Origin of the sequence: Neolewinella sp. (genome assembly GCF_965214665.1) — a bacterium.
In the GTDB taxonomy this organism is placed as follows: Bacteria; Bacteroidota; Bacteroidia; order Chitinophagales; family Saprospiraceae; genus Neolewinella.
In genome coordinates, this window is sequence record NZ_OZ243970.1 from 3148190 (window position 1) to 3168029 (window position 19840).

A 19840-nucleotide genomic window follows, 5' to 3' on the forward strand; every position below is an offset into this window, starting at 1 on the left:
TGCTGCCTCTGGCTGCGCTAAAGGTGGTGAGTTTTTTCACCACGGATTTAATCATTGATTATCTAACAGCTCGCTTCAGCGGAGCTGAGTAAGAAATCCGTGTTCAATCCATGGTGAACTATTCCAGCGCTGCCAGAGGCAGCATTGTACTACCGCGGCCGGAGGCCGCATTGTACTGACCGAAGGCCGCATCCTACAACAAACCCCCAAAAACCCAGGTTGCAAAAAATAAACCCCATGGCCAATCCCCAAAAACCCAACCTCCCCTACTGGCACGTCTACACCGACAAAAACGGCGTCAGCAAGCAAAAGCGCGAGACCCTCACCGACTTCCAGCTCGAAAGCATGGGCGGGGGCTCCGGCAAACAGTGGAACAACAAGCTCATGAAGGGCGCCACCCAGATCATCTTCTCGGAGTTACCGGCCGACTTCGACGGCGACTGGCACGAAAACCCCGCCCCGCAGTGGATCATCCCCCTCACCGGCGGCTGGTGGGTCGAAACTATGGACGGCACCCGCGTAGAGATGCGTGAGGGCGAGCTCAGCTTCGGGGCCGATCAGGGCACCAATGACGAAAAAGGACACCGCTCCGGCACCCTCGACGGCAAGCCCTGCCGCATGATGATCATACAGTTTACGAATCGGAAGGAGCTGGAAGGGGGTAGTGTGGCGCCGCACATCGGGTGACCGGGGTGCACCTCACTCACTCCCCCACCAGCCCCCGTTCGGTTGCCAATCTTCCGCCAGCACCTCCAATCGCTCCGCTTCCAGACGCCGCAGTAGCGTATCGCGGTAGAAGCGGTCCCGGGCTGCAGCCTGCTCCGCATCGTAGTCCGGATCGGGATTGGGAGCCTTAGCGCTACGCCGTCCGAGGAAAGCAAGTAGCTCGTTCCTCAGGCTCTCCGTGGCCTCCGGATTATTCGCCGCCACATCCTCCTGCTCCCCCGGGTCCCGCCCCAGGTGGTACAACTCATCACGGTCGTCCTCCCAGTAGTGGATCAACTTCCAGTCCCCGTAGCGGATCTCGGAACTAGGATCACCGCCCTGGTTGCCGTAGTGTGGGTAGTGCCAGTAGAGGTAGCGGTCGGGGAAGTCCTCGCCCTCAATGAGTGGGGTAAGGTCCTTACCCTCGATCTCCTGGGTAGGCATGACATCGCTACCGGTCAACGCAAGCAGCGTAGGGTACAGGTCCGCACCGGTGACCGGCTTATCCACGATCGTGGCGGTGTACCGATCACCCACCCGCAAAAACAGCGGCTCCCGCGTACCCCCCTCCCACTGGTAGCCCTTGCCGCCGCGTAGGGGCAGGTTACTGGTGGCGTAGGCATCCCCACTGGCCACCCCACCGTTGTCAGATGTGAACACGACGATTGTATTATCGGCGATACCCAGACTATCCAGCGCATCCAGCACACTGCCCACCGCCGCGTCCAGCTCCGCGACCATACCGGCATAAATGGGATTGTCCTGTACCGTACGGATCGGAAAGCGCCGCTCCATCGTAAATGCTTGCTCTGCCAATCCGCCTTCTAAACCTTTCGTCCGGTAATATTCAAAGCGCTCCTCCGTAGTCTGTAGCGGAGCGTGCACGGCGTAGAAACTGAGCATGGCAAAGAAGGTGGTGTCTTGATTGGCTACAATAAAGTCCTTCGTCTCCCGCCCCAGCCGCGCCGTCAGGCTCTCCCCTACCGGCCCGTCCGGCAGCTGCGGATTGTTGTAGGGCGCAAAAAAGCCCCCCGGCGGCGAGCCCTTGCTGTTGCCCCCCACATTCACCTCGAAGCCATGGTCGGTCGGCATACTCCCCTCCCCGCCCAGGTGCCACTTGCCGGCAAAGAAGGTCCGGTAGTCCATCTGCCGGAAGGCCTCCGCCAGCGAGGTTGCCTCCGCCGGTAGTTCCCACACGTAGCCCGGCGGCAGGTGCGTCGTGTGCCGGCCGCTCTTCCGCCACCCGGCCTGCGTTTGCGCCCCGATCCAGTCCGTGATCCCGTGCGTCGCCGTGTACTGCCCCAGCATGAGCGTTGCCCGCGATGGACTACACACCCGGCTCCCCGCATACGCCTGGGTAAACCGTACGCTGCTTTCTGCCAGCCGATCCAGATTCGGCGTCTCGTAAAACGTAGACCCCGTCACCCCCAGATCGTGGTACCCCAGATCGTCCGCCAGGATAAACACCACGTTCATCCCTTGCCCGTCCTGCTCTGCACGCTCACCATCTTCCCCACCTACCGCACCACACCCTAACCAGAGCACCACCCCTGCCCACCATATCATCCGTATCATATCAGATTTTACTACTAAACTACGTCGTGGCTACCGACTGCGGAGCAGTCCCCCGCCTTGACCCTAAGTGAAACTTAGGGCTCACACCGCAGGTGGGAGAAAAAAGGCCCCGCCCTCCAAAGAGAACAGGGCCCCCACAGCACGTTCCGATAAGCCGGGTTCTGTCAACCCCCCACTCGGAGGAGCGCTCCACCATTTATCTAGGCCGCCAGTCACCCGACGGCTCCAGCTACCTACCCGTGTTCCTGACCTACGACCGGGCCGGCCGCCGCCACCGAAGCAGCGGGAACACTGTTTGGTATTTCAACCCACGGGGTTTACCCCCACCGGACGTTACCGCCCGACGGCGTGGGCCCTTACCCCACGTTTTCACCCTTACCCTGACCCCCGATCGAAACCGGGGCAGACGGCGGTATACTTTCTGTGGCACTATTCCGTACCCCTCCCGAAGGAGAGGCCCCGGCCGTTAGCCGGCGTGGTGCCCTGCGTTGCCCGGACTTTCCTCTTGCTGCCTCAGCCGCAAGCGGTGGAGTGGACGCACTGCAAGAACACTAAACCCTCCGCCGCCCCCAGGGTTTCCCCCACGTGCAGCAAACCGCCATCATCGGAGCCGGTATTGCGGGACTGGCCGCCGCCGTCCGCCTAGCCGTAGCCGGTCATACCGTAGAGGTCTACGAGGCCAACGAAGGTCCCGGCGGCAAGCTCAGCCAGTTTACCCTCCCTACTCCCTCTCTTATGGGGAGGGCCGGGGAGGGGTCTTACCGCTTCGACTTCGGCCCCTCCCTCTTCACCATGCCGCAGTACGTGGACGAACTCTTCGAGCTGGCCGGCGAGGACCCCCGCGCCCATTTTCACTACACCCGCCTACCCGAGGTGTGTCGGTACTGGTGGCCCGACGGCACTAGGTTCACCGCACCTGCGTCCACCGCCCAACTGATTACCGAGGCTGCCCGCACCTTCGACGTGCCCGAGCAGGCGATGCGCGATTTTATGGACACGGCCGCCCGCAAGTACACCCTCACCGGCCGCACCTTCCTGGAAAAAAGCCTGCACAAGGCCCGCACCTGGCTCGATCCCCAGGTCGCCTACGCCATGCTCAAGATCCCCGGGCTGGACCTGTTTCGCAGTATGCACGACGTCCACGAGGCCGCCCTGAAGGATCCCCGCTTGGTACAGCTTTTCGACCGCTTCGCCACCTACAACGGCAGTAATCCCTACAAGGCCCCGGGGCTGCTGAGCATGATCCCCCACTTCGAGCACCACTTCGGCGCTTACCTGCCGGAGGGGGGCATGTACGATATCGCCAACAGTGTTTACGAGCTGGGCAAACGCCTCGGGGTGACCTACCACTTCAACACGCCTGTCACGCAGATCTGTCGGGCGGGGACGCAGGTGCGGGGCATCGAGGTGGGCGGTGAGGAGCTCCCCTACGACACCGTGGTGTGCAATATGGATGTCTGGCTTGCCTACGACCGCCTCTTACCGGACGCCCGCCGCCCCCGCATCACGCTTCGGCAGCAGAAAAGTACCAGTGCCGTCATCTTCTACTGGGGCGTGGACCGCAGCTTTCCGGAGCTTGGGCTGCACAACATTTTCTTCAGCCGCGACTACGCCCGGGAGTTTGCCACCCTGGAGGCCGGTAGCGTGAGCGACGACGTAACCGTGTACGTCAACATCAGCAGCAAATACGTAGCCGGCGATGCCCCCCCCGGCCACGAGAACTGGTTCGTGATGGTGAACGCTCCGGCCCACACGGGGCAGGACTGGGAGCAACTGGTCGCCGAATTACGTACGCAGACTATCGCCATGCTTTCCAGGGAGCTTGCACCTGGCTTACCTCAGGGCCCCCTTCCCCCGATGACGCATCCCAACTGGTTAGCCGAGCATATAAAAGTGGAGCGGGTGGTCACGCCGCCGGACATCGAGCAGCTCACCGGTAGCCACCAGGGGGCACTCTATGGCACAAGTAGTAACAATCGGATGGCGGCCTTCCTGCGTCACCCTAATTTCAGCCGGAATATTGGTGGGCTGTACTTTCTGGGGGGTAGTGTACACCCGGGGGGTGGGGTGCCGCTCTGTCTACTTTCAGCGCGTATCGTGGCCGACCTAATAGAGGGGGCCAACAAGTAGCCCAGCAAACATGCAGTACGCTGACTGGTTCTAGGGTATGACTCAACCCCCTAACCAAAGCGAACATGAAAAGCATAGCCAAAAATCTTTCCTTCCTCCTTATTGCCCTCATGCTGGTCTTCAGTGTAGGTTGTAACACCAGCCGTGCCGTAAAGGGCGGTGCCGCGGGCGGTGCTGCCGGTGGCGTGATCGGCGGCATCATCGGCAAGAACAACGGTAGCGGAACCAAGGGGGCCATCATCGGCTCGGTAGTCGGCGGGGCCGCGGGTGCCGTGATCGGTCGGTATATGGATAAGCAAGCCGCGGAGATCGAAGAAGAAGTGCCCGGCGCTCAGGTCGATAAGGTAGTCGGCGTAGACGAAAACGGTGACTCCACGACTACCGGGATTGTCGTGACCTTCGACAGCGGCGTACTCTTCGGCTTCGGTAAGTACGAGCTGACGGACGCCAGCCGGATCGAGCTACAGCGGATGGAGAAAGTCTTCGAAAAGTACCCCGAGACCGACATTACCATCGAGGGCCACACCGATAGCGTAGGTAGCGAGGCCAGTAACCAGCGCCTCAGCGAGCAGCGTGCCGCCAGCGTAGCCGACTACCTAGCCGAGCTCGGTATCTCCCGCGAGCGCTTCGAGGTATCCGGCTACGGCGAGACCCGCCCGGTAGCTACCAACGACACCGATGAAGGTCGCCAGGCCAACCGCCGCGTAGAAGTCAGTGTACAGGCCAACGAACAGCTTGCCCAGAAGGCGCAGGAAGGTACGTTGACCGTACCTGAGTAGTAGCCAAGCGTTTCGACTGACGCTTCCATGCGGAAGCGATCATTCGGACCGCCGTCCACCAAGCTACGGCGGTCCGATGCATAGATCTTATGGCACTCAACCATAAGATTTTGCGTCGGAACGCTCGTATCGGGCATACCGGGCAAAAGCCAGTAACTCCTTCTCACACCACAGATCGGCCATAAGCTGATATCCAACCGGCAAGTGGCTCCCTTCCGCCGTGCCCGTAGGTATAGCGATGGCAGGCAGCCCGGCCAGGTTAGCGAGTACGGTGTAGATATCGGCGAGGTAATTGGCGACCGGGTCGTCTAGCTGCTCGCCGACGTACCAGGGCAGGCTCGGCGAGACGGGCATCAGGATGAAGTCGTAGTCGACCAGAATACGCCGCAGCTGGTCCTGGATCACCCGCCGCGCCCGCTGTGCTTTGCCGTAGAAGGCATCGTAGTAGCCACTACTAAGCACGAAGGTGCCCAGTAGAATACGCCGTTGCACCTCGGTACCGAAACCCTCCGAGCGGCTCATGCGGTAGGTTTCTTCCAGGGTATTGGCGTCGGGACTGCGGTAGCCGTAGCGCATACCATCGTAGCGACTCAGGTTGGAGCTGGCCTCGGCCGTCGTGAGTACGTAGTAGGTGGGCACCACGTAGTCGAAGTAGTCGAAGGTGACTGATTCCACTTTGTGGCCCGCCGCGCGGTACGCCTCAATAGCCTGCCGGGTGGCCGTGCGAATCGCCGGATCGGCTCCTTCGCCTTCCAGCAGGTCACCGAAGTAGGCTATGCGCTTCGGTCCCTCACTCTTCGCTTTACTGTACAGCGGGATGGGCCGGTTCGGCGCGGTGGCGTCATAGTTGTCCGCCCCGGCCATAATCTCCAGCCCCAGCGCGATATCAGCCGGATCGTGGGCCAGCAGTCCGATCTGGTCGAAGCTGCTGCCGTAAGCGATGAGTCCGTGGCGCGAGATGCGGCCGTAGGTAGGTTTAAAGCCGTACAGTCCGCAGAAAGAAGCCGGCTGCCGCACCGAGCCCCCCGTACTGGAGCCTACTGCCAGCAAACAAGTACCTGCCTGCACCGACACGGCCGCCCCCCCGCTACTGCCGCCGGGCACCCGGGCCGGATCGGCGGCATTGCGCGTAGGGCCATAATGGCTATTCTCGTTGCCGCTGCCCATGGCGAACTCATCGCAGTTCGTGCGCCCGATCACGATGGCATCCTCGTCGAGCAGCCGCTGGAGGGCCGTGGCGGTGTAGGGACTTACGAAGTCCTCCAGTATGGCCGATCCCGCGCTCACTCCGTGCCCGGCGTAGCAGATGACATCCTTGATGCTGATGACCACGCCGGCTAGTCTTCCCAGCGTTGCACCTGCGCGCCGCCGCCCGTCTTGTTCCCGGGCCTGATCCAGTGCCTCGTCGGCGTACACCTCCACGTAAATATTGAGGTAGCGCTGCTCCCCGATGGCGGCCAGGTAGCGTTCGACGAGCTGCTGGGTGGTTACCTCCCCGGCGGCCAGGGCGGCCTGGGTGGTGGCGATGGTGGGGTGGGGCATGGATGCAAGGTAGGTCTAGAGGGGATTTCCGAAGACTAGCTCTTACCAAAGGATGATTATACGCTGATGATCCGCAAATACGGAGATAGCATGGTACAAATTATCCGATAATTTGTACCATGCTATCTCCATATGATCGATTTATCGCTCTGGTTCCAGTCCCTTCCATTTCCACCACCCCGCCTGCAACCCACCCCGCAGCACCATAAAGAACAGCAGACTCCCCCACAGCCCCCAGTTGCCGTAGTGCTGTCCCACCAGGTAGTAGCTCGCCAGGTAGCCGGCAAAGGCGAGTAGCATGGTCTGCCGCATGGCCCGCGCCGCCGTAAGCCCCACAAAGATGCCGTCTAGGAGGTAGCAGGGAGTAGCTAGGATGCAAAAGAGGACCAGTACGGGCAGGTGTTCCAGGGTCACAGCGAGCGTCTCGGCGGCACTTGCTTCCGGGGCGAAGAGCGCCAGGAGATAGCGGTCTCCCAGCCAGTACACCAGGGCGTACACCACCGCCAGGCCCATGCCCCAGGCGAAGAGTAGGCGGATGACGCGCCGCAGTTTTTCCGGCTCCCCGGCACCCGCATACTTGCCCACCAGACTTTCTGCCGCGAAAGCGAAGCCGTCTACCCCATAGCTCAGCCAGTTCACGAGTTGCAGCAGGATCACGTTGGCGGCTACGGTAGCCGTGCCTACGTCCAGCGCATTGGCGCGGTTATAGAAGAAGGCGAAGCTCAGCGTCAGGCAGACCGTGCGGATGAAGATATCCCGGTTGATCCGAAAGAAAGCGGCCAGACTCGCACCATCATTGGGGCGGGGACGCAGGTGCAGGGTCTCCCGAACGAGCGGCCAGTCCGCCACCCGGTACCGTCCGTACACCAGTAGCCCCAGACCGAGTAAGAGGCCGAGGTACTGCGCGGCCACCGTGCCCCAGGCTACCCCCGCGATGCCCCAGCCCCGGTAGGCTACCAAATAGTAGCTCAGGGCAAGGTTGGCGGAATTGACGACCAGCGTGAGAAGTAACGGCCAGACCGCATTTTGCCGCCCGAAGAACCAGCCCAGTAACACCATCTGGAGCAGGGCCGCCGGAGCGGCGAGGATGCGGATGAAAAAGTACTCCTCCACCAGCGCGAGCTGATCGGTACGGATATTGAGTAGCCATTCGGTGAAGTGGACCAAGGGGGTCTGGAGCGCTACCAGGGTGAGGCCGATCGCGAGGGCAAGCAGTCCGCCGCGCAACAGCGTTTGCACCTGCGCCCCCGCACTCCCCCGGCCGTACGCCTGTGCCGTGAGCCCCGTGGTGCCCATGCGCAGGAAGCCGAAGTTCCAGTACACGAAGTTGAAGGCCATGCTGCCCAGGCCCACCGCGGCGATGTGGCCGCCGCCCAGTCCGCCCATGAGGGCCGTATCGAAGCTGGAGATCAGCGGTACGGAGACATTGCTCAGGATATTGGGAAGGGCAAGGCGGAGGATCTCCCGGTTCGGCTGCAACACGGCCGCAAGATCGCCACTTTAGCACAACCTTAAGCAACCGGGCCTTTCGCGGCCGCGTCTTATGTCCGAACTTAGCTGCCTAATCCCGCCGCCATGAAACTGCCCGCCCTGCCCCTGCTTCTTCTGCTCACTTGTCTCCTGGGCTGGGCCAATTGCGTGAAGGACGACGATGATGACCCCGTGTCCGCTACCACCACCCTTAACTACGACGGGCCCAATTTTACCGCTCCCCAGCTACCCCCCGGCACCAACACCTTCGCCGCCTACTTCCCACCCTCGGAAACCGAGCGCCTACGGGGCGGCACCCTGGACAAAATTACCTTCTACCTCACGCGCATTCCTCAGTCCACCAGCGTGGTGATCTACGCCGATGGCCCCAGCGACCGCACCCCCGGCACCGAGCTCTACCGCCGTGACATTACCGGCCGCACCACCACTACGGAGTGGAACGAGCACCTCCTGCTAGGCGATGCCATCGAGCTGATCGGCCAGGGCCTCTGGCTAGCCATCGAGGTGGAACTGGGGCAGGGTGAAGATCCCCGGAGCGTAGGCTGTGATGCCGGGCGCAGCTACAGCCCCAACGGCGACCGGCTGCTACTTTCTATCGATTCCGATTGGACGAGCTTCAATGAGCTCAATGGGGAGACGGTGAACTGGAATATTCGGGGGGAGGTGAGTGGGGTGCCCTAGTACCGGGTGATTTTGGCCGAATAGATCGCCTCGTCCGTGCGCAACCGGAGGAGGTAAAGCCCTGGTTTCAGGAGTACCGCTCCGGGATAGGCGTACTCGTTGCTTCCCGCCCGTAACGGTAGGAATGCCCGATCGACCAGGCGACCGGCCAACGTCAACACTTCGAGCTGCGCCGTGGGCGAGCTGCCGCCGTGGTCTACACTAAGGGTAAGCTGGCCGTCCGACGGATTAGGATACACGCCCAGGTCACCGCGGTAGGGCAACTGCCGGGTGGCGGTAGCACCGACGGTCTCGACGTAGAACTCCAGGGTACGATAGGTATCTACATCTGGAAAGCCATCCGTGGTCGGCGAAAGGGTACACTCGAAGTTTTCGGCGTAACTACTTTCCCGAATCAGTTGCCGGCGGAGGTCCTCGTCGGTCGGTGGGTCGATGCCCGGTATCTGGGTGGGAGGCAGGGTGCCATCGCCCTCGCGGCGGATGCTCCACCAGCTGCTACCGTTGGGGTCGCTCCGCAGGACGGGGGCGGCACCGTCGGCCGCGCCGTTGTCGTTGCCCAGGCTGAATCCCTTCCGCGGGCCGCTACTCGTGAAGCCTACCATGAAGGCATAGCGTTTGCCGCCGGCCAGGGTCAGCTCGCCGTCCCCCTCTAAATTCCAGCGCAGGTAGCGCAGGTGGCCGGGCTCGCCGCCGTTCTGGGTGGTCGGGGGCAGGTCGGGAAAGATGCCGCCGCGCACGATGGCGATGGGCGTATAGGTGACCCCCTCCAGGTAATCGTCGGTCCGGTGGTTATTATTGAATCCGTGCTCGGATTCGGTGCCCACGGGGGTACCGTTGTCATTGATGACGGGCGTACCGGTGACTTCGAAGAACTGCATGTACACCTCCGCGCCGGGGGCACCCTCCAGAATCGCGCTGCTACTGTTGCCAGTGCGCAGCACGATCGCATCCAGGGTCAGCTCCTGCCCGGCCGGTACGTTGAAGACCTGGCCGAGCTCGCGGTTGCGCTGGTAGTAGCCCTCGTCCTTCCACTTCAGGGTGGTGCTATCGCTGCGGCGCACGCTGGTGGTACCCCCGCGGTTGGCTACGTTGTACTGTAGGTAGGCGGGCACCCGGTCGGGATCGGGTTGGTAAGTGTTTCCGAGGTCCTCGATGGTCAGGCCGTCGGGGATGGGGTCGGGGGTACCATCTTCGTCGCACACCGGCTCCCCATCGCCGATCGTGAAGGTAAGCGGGGCGCTAAAGGGGGAGAGGATACCCAGTGCACCCACTACCTGTACGCGTAGGGTGTAGGTGCCCTCCCGGAGGTCAGCGAAGACGAATTGCCGCTGCCTGACTACGGCCGGGTAGGGAGCGCCGTCGAGCTCGAGGTTGTAGCCCAGGGCGCTACCCGCGGGATTGGGGTCTTGCCACTGCACCGCACCCGCGGCCCCGCCCACTGTCTCGAAGGAAAGCGACACGGGGGCCAGGGGGGAGGTGGTGTCGACCGCAGCTTGGTAGTACACGGTGAGTTCCGGGCGAAATGCCTCCGAGAGGTCGACGCTGTAGGCGGAGCGCTTGTCTAACTGTTCGTCTAGGCCCACGAGCAGATGGACCGGCTGGGTAGCGCTCCATCCATCCACCTGGAGCAACTCGGTCAATAGGGGGGATAGATCGGGCGTGCGCTGCGCCGGGCCCCGCTCCTCCAGGACGAGCCAGTCCGGCACGGCATTCCAGGCCACCTGGGTTTCCGTGAGCGAACGGGCGCTCAAATTCCCCTGCCGGTTACTCAGGGGGGCCGGGTTCACGACTTTTTCCGCGTAGAGGATCACGTCCATCGGTCCCGTCTGATCGGGCTTCTGGCTGGTGAACTGCACGAAGGCGCTGTCGACCGTAGCACCGGCCGGAATGCCCGCCTGCTCGAAGCGGATCGCGGTCACCTTCTCCCCCAGGTCGAGGTCACCGGAAACGTCGATGCTACCATCGTCTTTCTCCTCGGTGTCGTCGGTTTCGACCAGGGGATAGGAGGTGGCAACCTGCTCGGAGTCGGTGGAGACGATATTGAGCACGATCTCCTGCCGGTCGCTGCCGAATTTATCGTCCCGTACCACCAGCGTAAAGCGGTTAGAACCCAGGGAGAGGTCGGCCAGCGCAAAGCGGAAGGCGTCGTCGGTACCCGTGGCGCGTAGCGTATCGCCGCTTTCGGTGAGTAGCAGGGCCGTGAGGGAGTCGCCGTTTGGATCGGTGGCCTCGACCGTGAGGCTGAGATCGTTGCGCAAGAGCAGCGTACTGCCCGAGGCCGGGAAGACCTCCCGGATGCGGGGGGCCTGGTTGGCGGAGGAGGTCGTAAAGTCGGGGCCCGTCAACCGCTGCCGGTAGCCGCTGGTGTAGGTTACCTCGGCCGTGGGTTGTACTTGGATATTTCCGCCGGCCCGCGTGATGGTCAGCTCGAAGGGGGCTTCCCGGTCTACCCCAATGATGTGCACTCCGTCGTAAAAGGTCACCTCTTCGATGTCCGCATCCGCCGTGACGGTGAGCGTAACGGGCTGGTCGGGGTAGACCACCGTGGGTTCCCCCTTGAGGCTGAGGCTACCCTCGGGTAGGGCATAGCCGTTACCGAGCACGATGCGCAGGCTACTGCCGTCCTCGGCTACCTCCGTTTGCGCCTGAGTTACCTGCCCTTCGTACTCCACGTACACGTCGTAGGTGCCGCGAAAGGCTTCCAGACTGATTGGCCCGTCCTGCCCGGCCACCAGCGTAGTATCCGTACGCCAGCGGTCCTTCACTAAATCGAAGTAGGCGCGGCCGCTGGGCTTGAGGCTCCAGTCGAGGTTGTAGATCGGGGCGTTGTTGCGCCACTGGTTGCCGTCCCAGGCACCCCAGACGGTGAAGTTGTTGACCAGGGGCTCGGAGAACAGGCTATACAGCACCCGCTCCATCTCCTCGTAGGTATTATTGACCATATCGAACTCGGTCACGGCCATGGGCAGGTCGAGCACGGCTACTTCGGCCAGTCGTTTTTTCAGCTCCTCGTAGGCGGGGATGGGGCCGAAGAAGTGACCCTGCATTCCTACCCCGTCGATCGGGGCGCCGCGCTCGATCATCTTGGACACGTAGTCGACAAAGCGAGTGTGGAAATCATTCCCGCTCTGGTAGAGGTCGTATTCATTGACGATGAGGCCGACCTCCGGTCCGGCGGCCTGGGCCCACTTGTACCACTGGGTGTGCTCGTCGATGCGGTCGTCGACGTCGGTTAGTCCCATTAGGTCGGTGGTCAGGTCGGCCTCGTGGATCAGCTCGTTGACCAGGTCCACCTCGTAGGCCTGTTTGTCCTGGATTATCGGCATATAGCTTTCCAGGTGGCCGCGCACGATCTGGCGAATGACCTCGGCGCGGGTCTGGGTGGCCGTAGCCTGGGCGTTGAGCACCGTATCGGGCACGGCGTTCCAGCGGCGGATGCTGGGCCAGATGGGGGCGTGCAGGCGGTTGCCGATGTCGTTCTCGTTGAGCCAGTCCATCACCTCCAGGTACTTGGCGCGGTTGGGCAGGTTGAGCCACTGCTTCCACTTACCGCCATTCCCGGCCCCGATGGAGTTGAACTGCCGCAGGTGGTTCCAGTAGGGGTGGTTGCTACCGATGGGGTAGCCGGCGCGCTCCAGCTTGAGTACCTCATTGATGTTCACGATCGAGCCCCAGCGGAAGGCGCTCTCCCGCATACGTACACGTACGGTGGCTTCCGGGACGGCATTTCCGTTTGCATCAACTACCTCCAGGTTCAGCGGGGCCATGCGGTGCTGGCGGATGGCGGCTTCGGCGGCTGGTTTGTAGGACTGGGCGGGGGCGCTGGTGCAGAGCAGAAGGAGCAGGGCAAGCAGGGTAAGCGGAACGTAGTAACGGTTCATAAGGCTAGTCGACAATAAGGTTAGGGCATAAAATACAGCCGGGCTACGTATGCAGATACGCAGCCCGACTAGCCCCGGGAGGGGGAACAAAAAATATTACTGCTTGACGATCTTCCGGGTAACTCCTCTACGATCGGTGGTCAAGGCCACTACGAAGTAAGTACCCGCACTCAGGTCGGCTACATTCACCACTGCGGTATTCTGTCCCCCAAAGTCATTGGTTATCTGGAGTAGTTTTCCCGCTAGGTCGTAGACTAGTACGGACTGTAGGTTCTCCAGTTCGACCCGGATCCGGTCGGTGGTTGGGTTAGGGAAAATATTAACCTCCAGGTTCTGGAACCGGTAGGTCGTACCGACGATGTTGAGTCCCCACCAGGTTAGGTCTCCTACGGGTTGACCGTTACGAGCAGCTGTAGCAGCGGGGTGATCGGGACTATAGGTGAGGTCAATCTCAGTAATATCATTGTCAAAACCAGGTATCTCAGCCTGATCGAGTACTAACTGATAGTAGTCGTTAATAAAGGCGGTGAATTGCTCATCGGGCATATCAAAATTCGTAAACTCGAAATCTTGCTGAGCTACGACGTTTCCGTCTTCCTCATCAATATCTTCCGACAGTTCTTCGTCGAAGAACAGGCTATCAGCCATATAGGCACGTGATGAATCCGGAATAGTCTGAGCTATGATTGGCTTGTTGTAGAAGTGGTTCCGCTCAAACTCTACGTACGGCTCGACATTCTCGAAGTTGATCGTCGTGTCTGTACCAACGATGACCGTATCGGTGGCTACGTTATTGCTATCTAAGGTGAAGGCAAATAACGGCTGAATAAACTCACTTCGATCGCCATCAAAGCCATCACCGAGTATGCCCGTGTTGATGATTAGGTTATCGGTGAAGATCAGGCTATCCGGCCGCCCAAATTCTGCTCCATCCACACCGCTATTTACCATGGTACAGTGTTCGATGATCAGCGTACCGTAGCGTGCGGCACCGAAGTTCTCCATCAGGCCACGGCTTAGTGAGAAGAAACTTGTATTCCGGAAGTGTACCATCGGCGTAAAGTTGCCGCGAAAGTTCAGTGGGATACCATTGAAGATATTGAAAGAGTTGCCCTGGGGTCCGATAACGGAGTTTTCGACGTAGACCTCACAGTCACTGCCATTGATTCGGATGGCATTCTGTCGATTGAACTCAAACAGTATGCCCCGCAGTACGACGCGTACGCTATCGGCGGCTAAGCGGACGGTGGCGTTGTCCGTAGGGCTGTCGGTCTGGTCGTACCCGTTGATCCGTAGGTCCTTCAGGTAAAGGTCGCCCTGAGCGTGAAAAGCCCGCGGTGCCTCGGTTTCTCCAGCAGGCGGACCTAATGCTTTGATCAGCGGTAGCGGCCCGTCACCCTCTTCGGCAATGACCATGAGCGGGTAGCCGACATTGTTGATTCGGCTAGTGTAGAGGTAGGTGGCTCCTCTACGTAGCATGTACACGTTGTGAACTCGGCTGCCGTCATCCATCGTATCGCCGGAGATGGTAGCGTTGATGGTGCCAGGGTCGCCTGGCTCGATCACCATGACTTCGCCCAGTTCGTCTTGTGGCCAGGGAAAGGGTTCTTCCTGTGCAGCCAACGGAAGCGTCAGTAGTATGCATAAGCAGGTTAGAAAAAATAGGTAGTTGTGATTCATAATTAGTTGGATTAAGAAAAGGTTTAGAACCTATAGCGTAAGCCGGTATTGGCCTGCCATCCATAAAATTCTTCTGAGGTAGGTTGGGACTCTATGTATTGAAAATTTTGTTCCGGGCGGTTACCGATATTGATCAGGTTAATAAGTATCTGCCAGCGCTCCCCGACTCGCTGGGTGAGACTTGCATCCCAGCGAATGTACTCACGAGTGAAGACATCCGAAAATTCACTGCCGCCACTACTAGCCAACTTGTTGCCTTGATAGTTCATACTCACGCGACCACTGAAACCACCCTTTTCATAGCCCAGGGTAAAGTTCGCAATCGTGTTGGCCTGCCCCTGCGTCCGGTTGAGCCGAAAGGTATCGAGTACGGTTGGAGTAAACTCCGGCGCGGGATATACAATAGGATAAAAGGGGTACGCAGTTTCCGAACGGGTAAGGCTATAATTAGCACTAAGCGTTATGCCATTAAATGGCTTTGGCAGAAAGTAGAAACTCGTTTGCACCTCGATTTCTCCGCCATAAAGGCTGGTGGGTTGAGGGGCGTTGATGGGGTTAGTACGAAAGTAACCATAAAACGGATTGGTCTGTCGCGTACCACTGAAGTCTCTCTGACTTATAGCAATATCGATGTCGTAAATCTGTTTGTAAAAGCCCGAGAGCGATACATAACCATACTGACTGAACCAGGTAAATATGGCGTCATAATTCCAGGCAGTTGGGATTTTAAGGTCGATAGAACCACTATTTACGCTACGGTTATTGCCCGTTTGACTGATCTGCGTAAACGGAGTGAGGTTAAGGAAGTCGGGTCGGGTCAATGATCGGGTGGCCGCAAGCCGTAAACTGAACTGGTCGTTGAATTTGTAGCGAATATGTGCCATAGGAAGCAAGACACCCCGCGAGCTAGTAGCGGAGGTATCGCTAAAGGAACAAGCGAAGAAACCACTACCCCGACAAAAACCCTGGTTGCCACCAAAGTCATTAGCTGTGTTTTCGTACCGAGCGCCGAGCAGCAGCATCGTCCGCTCCCCAAAATTAAGCTCGGTCATGGCGTAACCAGCCAGTATCTGTTCGCTAATGTTGTTGTCATCGAGTGTCGATGCTGGATCCTCCACGAAGCCCTCGTCACGAAAACGCTCGTAAATATCGCGTACAATGTCGCCATCGAAGGCGTAGGGAATTACGTAAGTATCACCATTTGGAAACTGGTAGTTGTCAAAATCAGGATCACGGAAGTTCTCGAAATAATAAATTCGGTCAATACGGCTAAAATCGGGATACTCTTCCTGAAACCGTTGAAAGTACAAGTCGCCGTCACGAATAACGAAGCTTGGGCTCACACGTGAACGTTGCTTGTCGCGTACCTGACCACCAAATTTAAAAAAGCCGTTGATATTGTCGAGCGTGAAAGGTGCCTTGAAATCCACTTGAGCATTCCAGTTAGCGTCCTCAACCTCGTTAAGCCCGTAACCGAAGGTAGCTCCCGTAAATGTACGGTTGATGTCGTAGTTGACAAATACCGGCACAAGTTCTGGGGGAGCGTCGAACGGAAAATCGCTCTCGTAAGCTCCCTCCTGGGCAGCCCCCATCCCGTAGCTGATCGGTGTACCGGTCTGAGTGATTGATCGCCCCACATTCCACGTCAGCTCGTTCTCCGCAAATTGGTGAGTCCCCCTGAGCGCGAAACTGTGCAGGGTCTGCTCCTGGTCACGCTTGTTATAGCCATATCCCACGGTAGAGCGATCCGGAGAGAAGTTGATCGAACGCTCCTCTATGTCGCGGAGGGTGTTGCTGAAGAAATAGTCAAAAACTAAGCTTCCACTCTTGAAGGTGTAATCAGTAGTGACACTTGCATTATAGCGGTCCCGGGTCTCCAGGCGGTTTGTCAACCCTACGTTCGCGACATTAACTATCGGTATGAAGGAAGTATCCTGATCCTGATTTTCGTAACCTGCGTTAAACACATCGACGTTGCGATTGGCGCGGTGGGCACTTCCGGTCAAGATCACGCCAATCTTTTCATTGAAAAACCGATTACTTACGGTGGCTGAGCCACGGTAGGTCCCGATGTCATCGATCAGGCCATGGTAGCCGACTTCGCCCTGAATGAGCCCGTGAAACCCCTCCTCGGCAGTGCGCGTAACAAGATTGATCGACCCCCCGATGGCATCACCATTCTTATCTGGTGTCAAAGCCTTAAAAACCTCGATGCCTTGCAAAATATCGGAACTGATCAGACTTAAGTCTACCGCCCGACTGCTGTTGCCAGTAGGTGGTATGGCCTGACCGTTGACCGTTACATTGTTGAAACGGGGGCTAGCTCCTCTAATGGTTACCTGCGAACCCTCTCCAGCGTTACGGTTGATGGTGATACCGGGTAGGCGACCGATGGTCTCGGCGGCGTTGTTATCCGGCACCTCGCGGATACGCTCGGCGCTTACTACGTTGACGATGGTGTTGGAATTCACCTGTTGGTTGATGGCTGCTTGCTGTCCCTTAAGCTGTGCGGTTACCACTACCTCCACACCCAGTAGATTTGCCGGAGAAAGCAAGATTTCTCCAAGCTCGGTAGTTTGGTCGTCTACAACTTCCACGGGCAGCTCTACGGTCTCGTATCCAATAAAGGAGATGCGGACAAGCTGAGTACCTACGGGCACGTTCACCAGGCGGAAGCTACCGTCCACATCCGTCACCGTACCAACCGGAGCCCCATCTTTAACTATCGTCGCATTAGCATAGGACAGCGGTCCGTCAATATCCCCATCAATCACCTGACCTTCCACCACACCGGTTTGGGCTAGTAGGGGGGTAGAAGGACAAAGCAGGATAAGTACAAGAATGTACTGACAGACAACAGTGAGCTCTTTTTGCATATCTCGACAACTGGTAGTCATAGGTAACGACACACCACAGTATGAAGCAGACCGATCATAACGCGTACGCTGGGTGGTGAACCGAAACCCTCTTACTAGTGAGTATGTCGAAATGAAGGTAGTAAACTTTACCAGATTTGACCAACTTTATGCCACCGAATGCATAAAATCCGCTGATTGTTGTATCTTTTCAACATCGTACCACCGAAAGTTCCCTCACACCTCCTCACTCCCAGGCACCGCAAACTTCCGCCCCGTCAACCCATCCGTAAACGCCCGCTTCGTAGTCGCGTCAATGCGCAGCTGATCGTTGAGGAAATCAGCCAGAAACTCGCCAATTTTCACCGACTCAGTAAGAAAGCCGTCGTGGCCGAAGTCGGAGTGCATCACCTCCAGGCGGCTGTTGGGGATGTAGCGGCTCAGCAGGCCCTGCTCCTCGATGGGAAAGAGGATATCCGTGTCGATGCTGATGATGAGGGTGGGGGCGGTGATGCTCCCCAACCCACCAGCGATGCCCCCGCGGCCCCGCCCTACGTTGTGCGTATCCATACCCCGCGAGAGGCCGTAGTAGCACACCGGGTCGAAGCGCTTCCACAATTTATAGCCCTGATAGCGCTGGTAGCTGCTGGCGCGTAGGTCGTCGTAGGTGCTGTCGTCGGACTCGGACTGGGTGCCCACGTAGGTGCGGTAGTGGCGGTAACTGAGCATGGCCACGGCGCGGGCGGCCTCCAATCCGGCTTTCCCGGCATCCGGAGCATCGGTGCCGAAGGTGGCGTCGGCGCGTAGGGCCATGCGCTGAGACTCATTGAAGGCCACACCCCAGGCCGAGTGGCGAGCGTTGGTAGCCAGCACGCACAGCAGATCAAAGCGCCCCGGCTCGGCGCAGGCCCACTCCAGACAGTGCTGACCGCCCATGCTACCGCCCATCAATAGGCGGATACCGCGGATGCCGAGGTGATCGGCCACCAGGGAAAAGAAGCGGGCGTTGTCCTTGGTGGTCACGAGGGGGAAGTCGAGCCCGTAGGTGCGGCCAGTTACCGGATTGTGGCTCAGCGGACTGGTACTCCCGTAGCTGCTACCCAGCATATTCACGCAGACGATAAAGTAGCGCTCCGGGTCGATGGTACAGCCCGGCCCCACGAGCCCCGGCCACCAGTCCTGGCAGTCGCTGTTGGCGGTCAGGGCGTGGCAGATCCAGATGACGTTGTCGCGCGCCGCGTTGAGTGTACCGAAAGTGTGGTAGGCGGCGGTGAGGCGGGACAGGGTGTGGCCGGACTCCAGCCGGAAGGGCTGCTCAATGTAGAGGTAACGGGTCAAGACGTTGCGGCGCGGCGGTGTTGGAGGATGGCGGCAATGAGGTTAATCTGGCCGAGGTGATAGATGTCGTGGTGGGCACCGCCTTCAAGCAGGTCGACGGAGGTATAGTCGTAATCGGGGTGGAGCTTGTCGGTGAGTTGCTCCATGTCGAAGACTTCCAGTCCGCGGCGGATTTTAGCGGTGGTATCGGTCAGTTCGGCTAGGTAGTCGGCCTTGGTCTTACCGGGGTCGGGTTGGGGCCAGTCCTGTGGGGTGTTCAGCTCGATCTTTTCGCGAGGCTCACCGAGTAGTCGCTTGCCTAGATCGCGCCGCCAGGCCAGCATGTGTTCTAGGAGTTGGGCGATGGTGCGGTGCTCGATGGGTTGGTGGAGGTCTTGCTCGGGGATACGTGCGAGGCTTTCCTCCAGTCCGCTGCCGAAGAAGGGGTGGTCGCGGTGGAGGAGGTCGTAGAGGTGCTGGAAGTAGGTGGTCGAAAGTGTCACTATGGTTGCGATTGAGAGTCTCGATAAACCTTTAATAGTTGGCCTTTACAATCGTCCGTACGTTCTAACAGCGCCGCAATCTTCTCTGCCAATCGCTGGTGTTCCGTAGTCTGGGTACACATCACTATACCAAAGTGGTTGCTGTCCTGCTTGTGTAAATACCTGAAGTCTTTGCGATTATGGGTGAGGAGTATCCGCTCCAGCTCGATGGCTTTTTGTAGTACTGCCGGGTCAGAATACTTTATACCATGGAGGCCCAGATCCTGTATGGTAACAACGTCATAGTTCAGCTCCCGCAGATAGCCAACAGCTATATGATCAAAATCTTCGTCGCCTAACAAAATCTTCATTCCTCTTCCTCTCGTAGTTCGCTATCCACTGCTGCTTTATTGGCTGCGTAGTAAGCCTTCACGGCACTTAGGTCCATCATCCGCAGGGAGGGAAACACCGCTAGTATCTCAGCGTCGCTCTCTCCTGCATTCAGGTAGTACACCACGTGCGAAACCGGAATACGCGTGTTGGCCACACAGGGCCGGCCACCGGCAACCCCCGGAGTCTGTTGTATGGACTCTTCACTTACTACTCTAGGTCTCGGTGAAATATCCGAAAGCAGTGCGCGAACCAACTGCCACCGCTCAGACTCTGGGAGTTGCCTGGCTTCTTGTAGGGTACGGTCGATGAATGCAGTCATGACTTACTAG

Annotated in this window: 14 protein-coding genes and 1 other RNA gene; 4 read left to right on the top strand and 11 right to left on the bottom strand. The window is 59.1% G+C overall.

Translation table 11 applies throughout. The features are described 5' to 3' along the window. Nucleotides 1–237 precede the first annotated feature (237 nt). Nucleotides 238–687 carry a cupin domain-containing protein gene (locus ACOOHD_RS13585; RefSeq protein ID WP_420458427.1) on the top strand — a complete coding sequence of 150 codons (450 nt, stop codon included), beginning with the start codon at nt 238–240 and terminating at the stop codon, nt 685–687. A gap of 12 nt (nt 688–699) precedes the next feature. Here ACOOHD_RS13585 and ACOOHD_RS13590 read toward each other — a convergent pair whose 3' ends face one another. Then, nucleotides 700–2280 (bottom strand): sulfatase, encoded by a 1581-nt coding sequence (locus tag ACOOHD_RS13590; protein WP_420458428.1) that lies wholly within the window; start codon nt 2278–2280, stop codon nt 700–702. 133 nt (nt 2281–2413) lie between these two features. Next, nucleotides 2414–2823, bottom strand: an RNA gene (gene rnpB / locus ACOOHD_RS13595) — RNase P RNA component class A. Between the two features lie 42 nt (nt 2824–2865). Between rnpB and crtD the strand changes: the two genes are divergently transcribed. Together crtD and ACOOHD_RS13605 are read left to right on the top strand one after the other, a co-directional pair. Then, complete coding sequence (crtD, locus tag ACOOHD_RS13600) at nt 2866–4410, top strand: 1-hydroxycarotenoid 3,4-desaturase CrtD (RefSeq protein WP_420458429.1); 1545 nt, start codon at nt 2866–2868, stop codon at nt 4408–4410. A gap of 65 nt (nt 4411–4475) precedes the next feature. Further along, on the top strand, nt 4476–5189 hold the full coding sequence (locus ACOOHD_RS13605) for an OmpA family protein (protein WP_420458430.1): 714 nt from the start codon (nt 4476–4478) through the stop codon (nt 5187–5189). Nucleotides 5190–5285: 96 nt separating this feature from the next. Here ACOOHD_RS13605 and gatA read toward each other — a convergent pair whose 3' ends face one another. Together gatA and ACOOHD_RS13615 are read right to left on the bottom strand one after the other, a co-directional pair. Beyond that, a complete protein-coding gene (gene gatA / locus ACOOHD_RS13610) occupies nt 5286–6731 on the bottom strand; it encodes an Asp-tRNA(Asn)/Glu-tRNA(Gln) amidotransferase subunit GatA (protein ID WP_420458431.1) in 1446 nt (481 codons plus the stop codon). Nucleotides 6732–6872: 141 nt separating this feature from the next. Next, nucleotides 6873–8213 (bottom strand): MATE family efflux transporter, encoded by a 1341-nt coding sequence (locus tag ACOOHD_RS13615; RefSeq protein ID WP_420458432.1) that lies wholly within the window; start codon nt 8211–8213, stop codon nt 6873–6875. Between the two features lie 93 nt (nt 8214–8306). Here ACOOHD_RS13615 and ACOOHD_RS13620 point away from each other — a divergent pair, with 93 nt between their 5' ends. Then, the gene (locus ACOOHD_RS13620) at nt 8307–8903 is read left to right on the top strand and encodes a hypothetical protein (protein ID WP_420458433.1); all 597 of its coding nucleotides are present in this window, start codon (nt 8307–8309) and stop codon (nt 8901–8903) included. Here the strand turns inward: ACOOHD_RS13620 and ACOOHD_RS13625 are convergent. From ACOOHD_RS13625 to ACOOHD_RS13655, 7 genes are all read right to left on the bottom strand, one after another. Beyond that, nucleotides 8900–12784 carry an endo-1,4-beta-xylanase gene (locus ACOOHD_RS13625; RefSeq protein WP_420458434.1) on the bottom strand — a complete coding sequence of 1295 codons (3885 nt, stop codon included), beginning with the start codon at nt 12782–12784 and terminating at the stop codon, nt 8900–8902. The two genes, ACOOHD_RS13620 and ACOOHD_RS13625, sit on opposite strands and share 4 nt — an antisense overlap. A gap of 96 nt (nt 12785–12880) precedes the next feature. Then, nucleotides 12881–14464: a T9SS type A sorting domain-containing protein gene (locus ACOOHD_RS13630; protein ID WP_420458435.1), complete on the bottom strand. Its 1584-nt coding sequence runs from the start codon at nt 14462–14464 to the stop codon at nt 12881–12883. Nucleotides 14465–14487: 23 nt separating this feature from the next. Next, nucleotides 14488–17340, bottom strand: coding sequence for a TonB-dependent receptor (locus tag ACOOHD_RS13635; RefSeq protein ID WP_420458436.1), 2853 nt, complete (start codon nt 17338–17340; stop codon nt 14488–14490). A 216-nt stretch (nt 17341–17556) separates the two neighbouring features. Next, nucleotides 17557–18657 (bottom strand): homoserine O-acetyltransferase family protein, encoded by a 1101-nt coding sequence (locus tag ACOOHD_RS13640; protein ID WP_420458437.1) that lies wholly within the window; start codon nt 18655–18657, stop codon nt 17557–17559. Continuing rightward, nucleotides 18654–19139: a DinB family protein gene (locus ACOOHD_RS13645; protein ID WP_420458438.1), complete on the bottom strand. Its 486-nt coding sequence runs from the start codon at nt 19137–19139 to the stop codon at nt 18654–18656. The genes ACOOHD_RS13640 and ACOOHD_RS13645 overlap by 4 nt, the downstream gene beginning before the upstream one ends. Next, complete coding sequence (locus ACOOHD_RS13650) at nt 19139–19489, bottom strand: DUF5615 family PIN-like protein (RefSeq protein ID WP_420458439.1); 351 nt, start codon at nt 19487–19489, stop codon at nt 19139–19141. Before ACOOHD_RS13650 ends, ACOOHD_RS13645 begins: the two co-directional genes overlap by 1 nt. Then, entirely contained in the window at nt 19486–19830 is a 345-nt protein-coding gene (locus ACOOHD_RS13655) for a DUF433 domain-containing protein (RefSeq protein WP_420458440.1), read from the bottom strand. Before ACOOHD_RS13655 ends, ACOOHD_RS13650 begins: the two co-directional genes overlap by 4 nt. Nucleotides 19831–19840 lie beyond the last annotated feature (10 nt).

Excerpts from the sequence above, each read along its gene's own strand:
- ACOOHD_RS13585 (WP_420458427.1), top strand. The coding sequence starts at position 238 with ATGGCCAATCCCCAAAAACCCAACCTCCCCTACTGGCACGTCTACACC.
- ACOOHD_RS13590 (WP_420458428.1), bottom strand. The coding sequence starts at position 2,280 with ATGATACGGATGATATGGTGGGCAGGGGTGGTGCTCTGGTTAGGGTGT.
- ACOOHD_RS13605 (WP_420458430.1), top strand. The coding sequence starts at position 4,476 with ATGAAAAGCATAGCCAAAAATCTTTCCTTCCTCCTTATTGCCCTCATG.
- gatA (WP_420458431.1), bottom strand. The coding sequence starts at position 6,731 with ATGCCCCACCCCACCATCGCCACCACCCAGGCCGCCCTGGCCGCCGGG.
- ACOOHD_RS13620 (WP_420458433.1), top strand. The coding sequence starts at position 8,307 with ATGAAACTGCCCGCCCTGCCCCTGCTTCTTCTGCTCACTTGTCTCCTG.
- ACOOHD_RS13625 (WP_420458434.1), bottom strand. The coding sequence starts at position 12,784 with ATGAACCGTTACTACGTTCCGCTTACCCTGCTTGCCCTGCTCCTTCTG.
- ACOOHD_RS13630 (WP_420458435.1), bottom strand. The coding sequence starts at position 14,464 with ATGAATCACAACTACCTATTTTTTCTAACCTGCTTATGCATACTACTG.
- ACOOHD_RS13635 (WP_420458436.1), bottom strand. The coding sequence starts at position 17,340 with ATGCAAAAAGAGCTCACTGTTGTCTGTCAGTACATTCTTGTACTTATC.
- ACOOHD_RS13650 (WP_420458439.1), bottom strand. The coding sequence starts at position 19,489 with ATGAAGATTTTGTTAGGCGACGAAGATTTTGATCATATAGCTGTTGGC.
- ACOOHD_RS13655 (WP_420458440.1), bottom strand. The coding sequence starts at position 19,830 with ATGACTGCATTCATCGACCGTACCCTACAAGAAGCCAGGCAACTCCCA.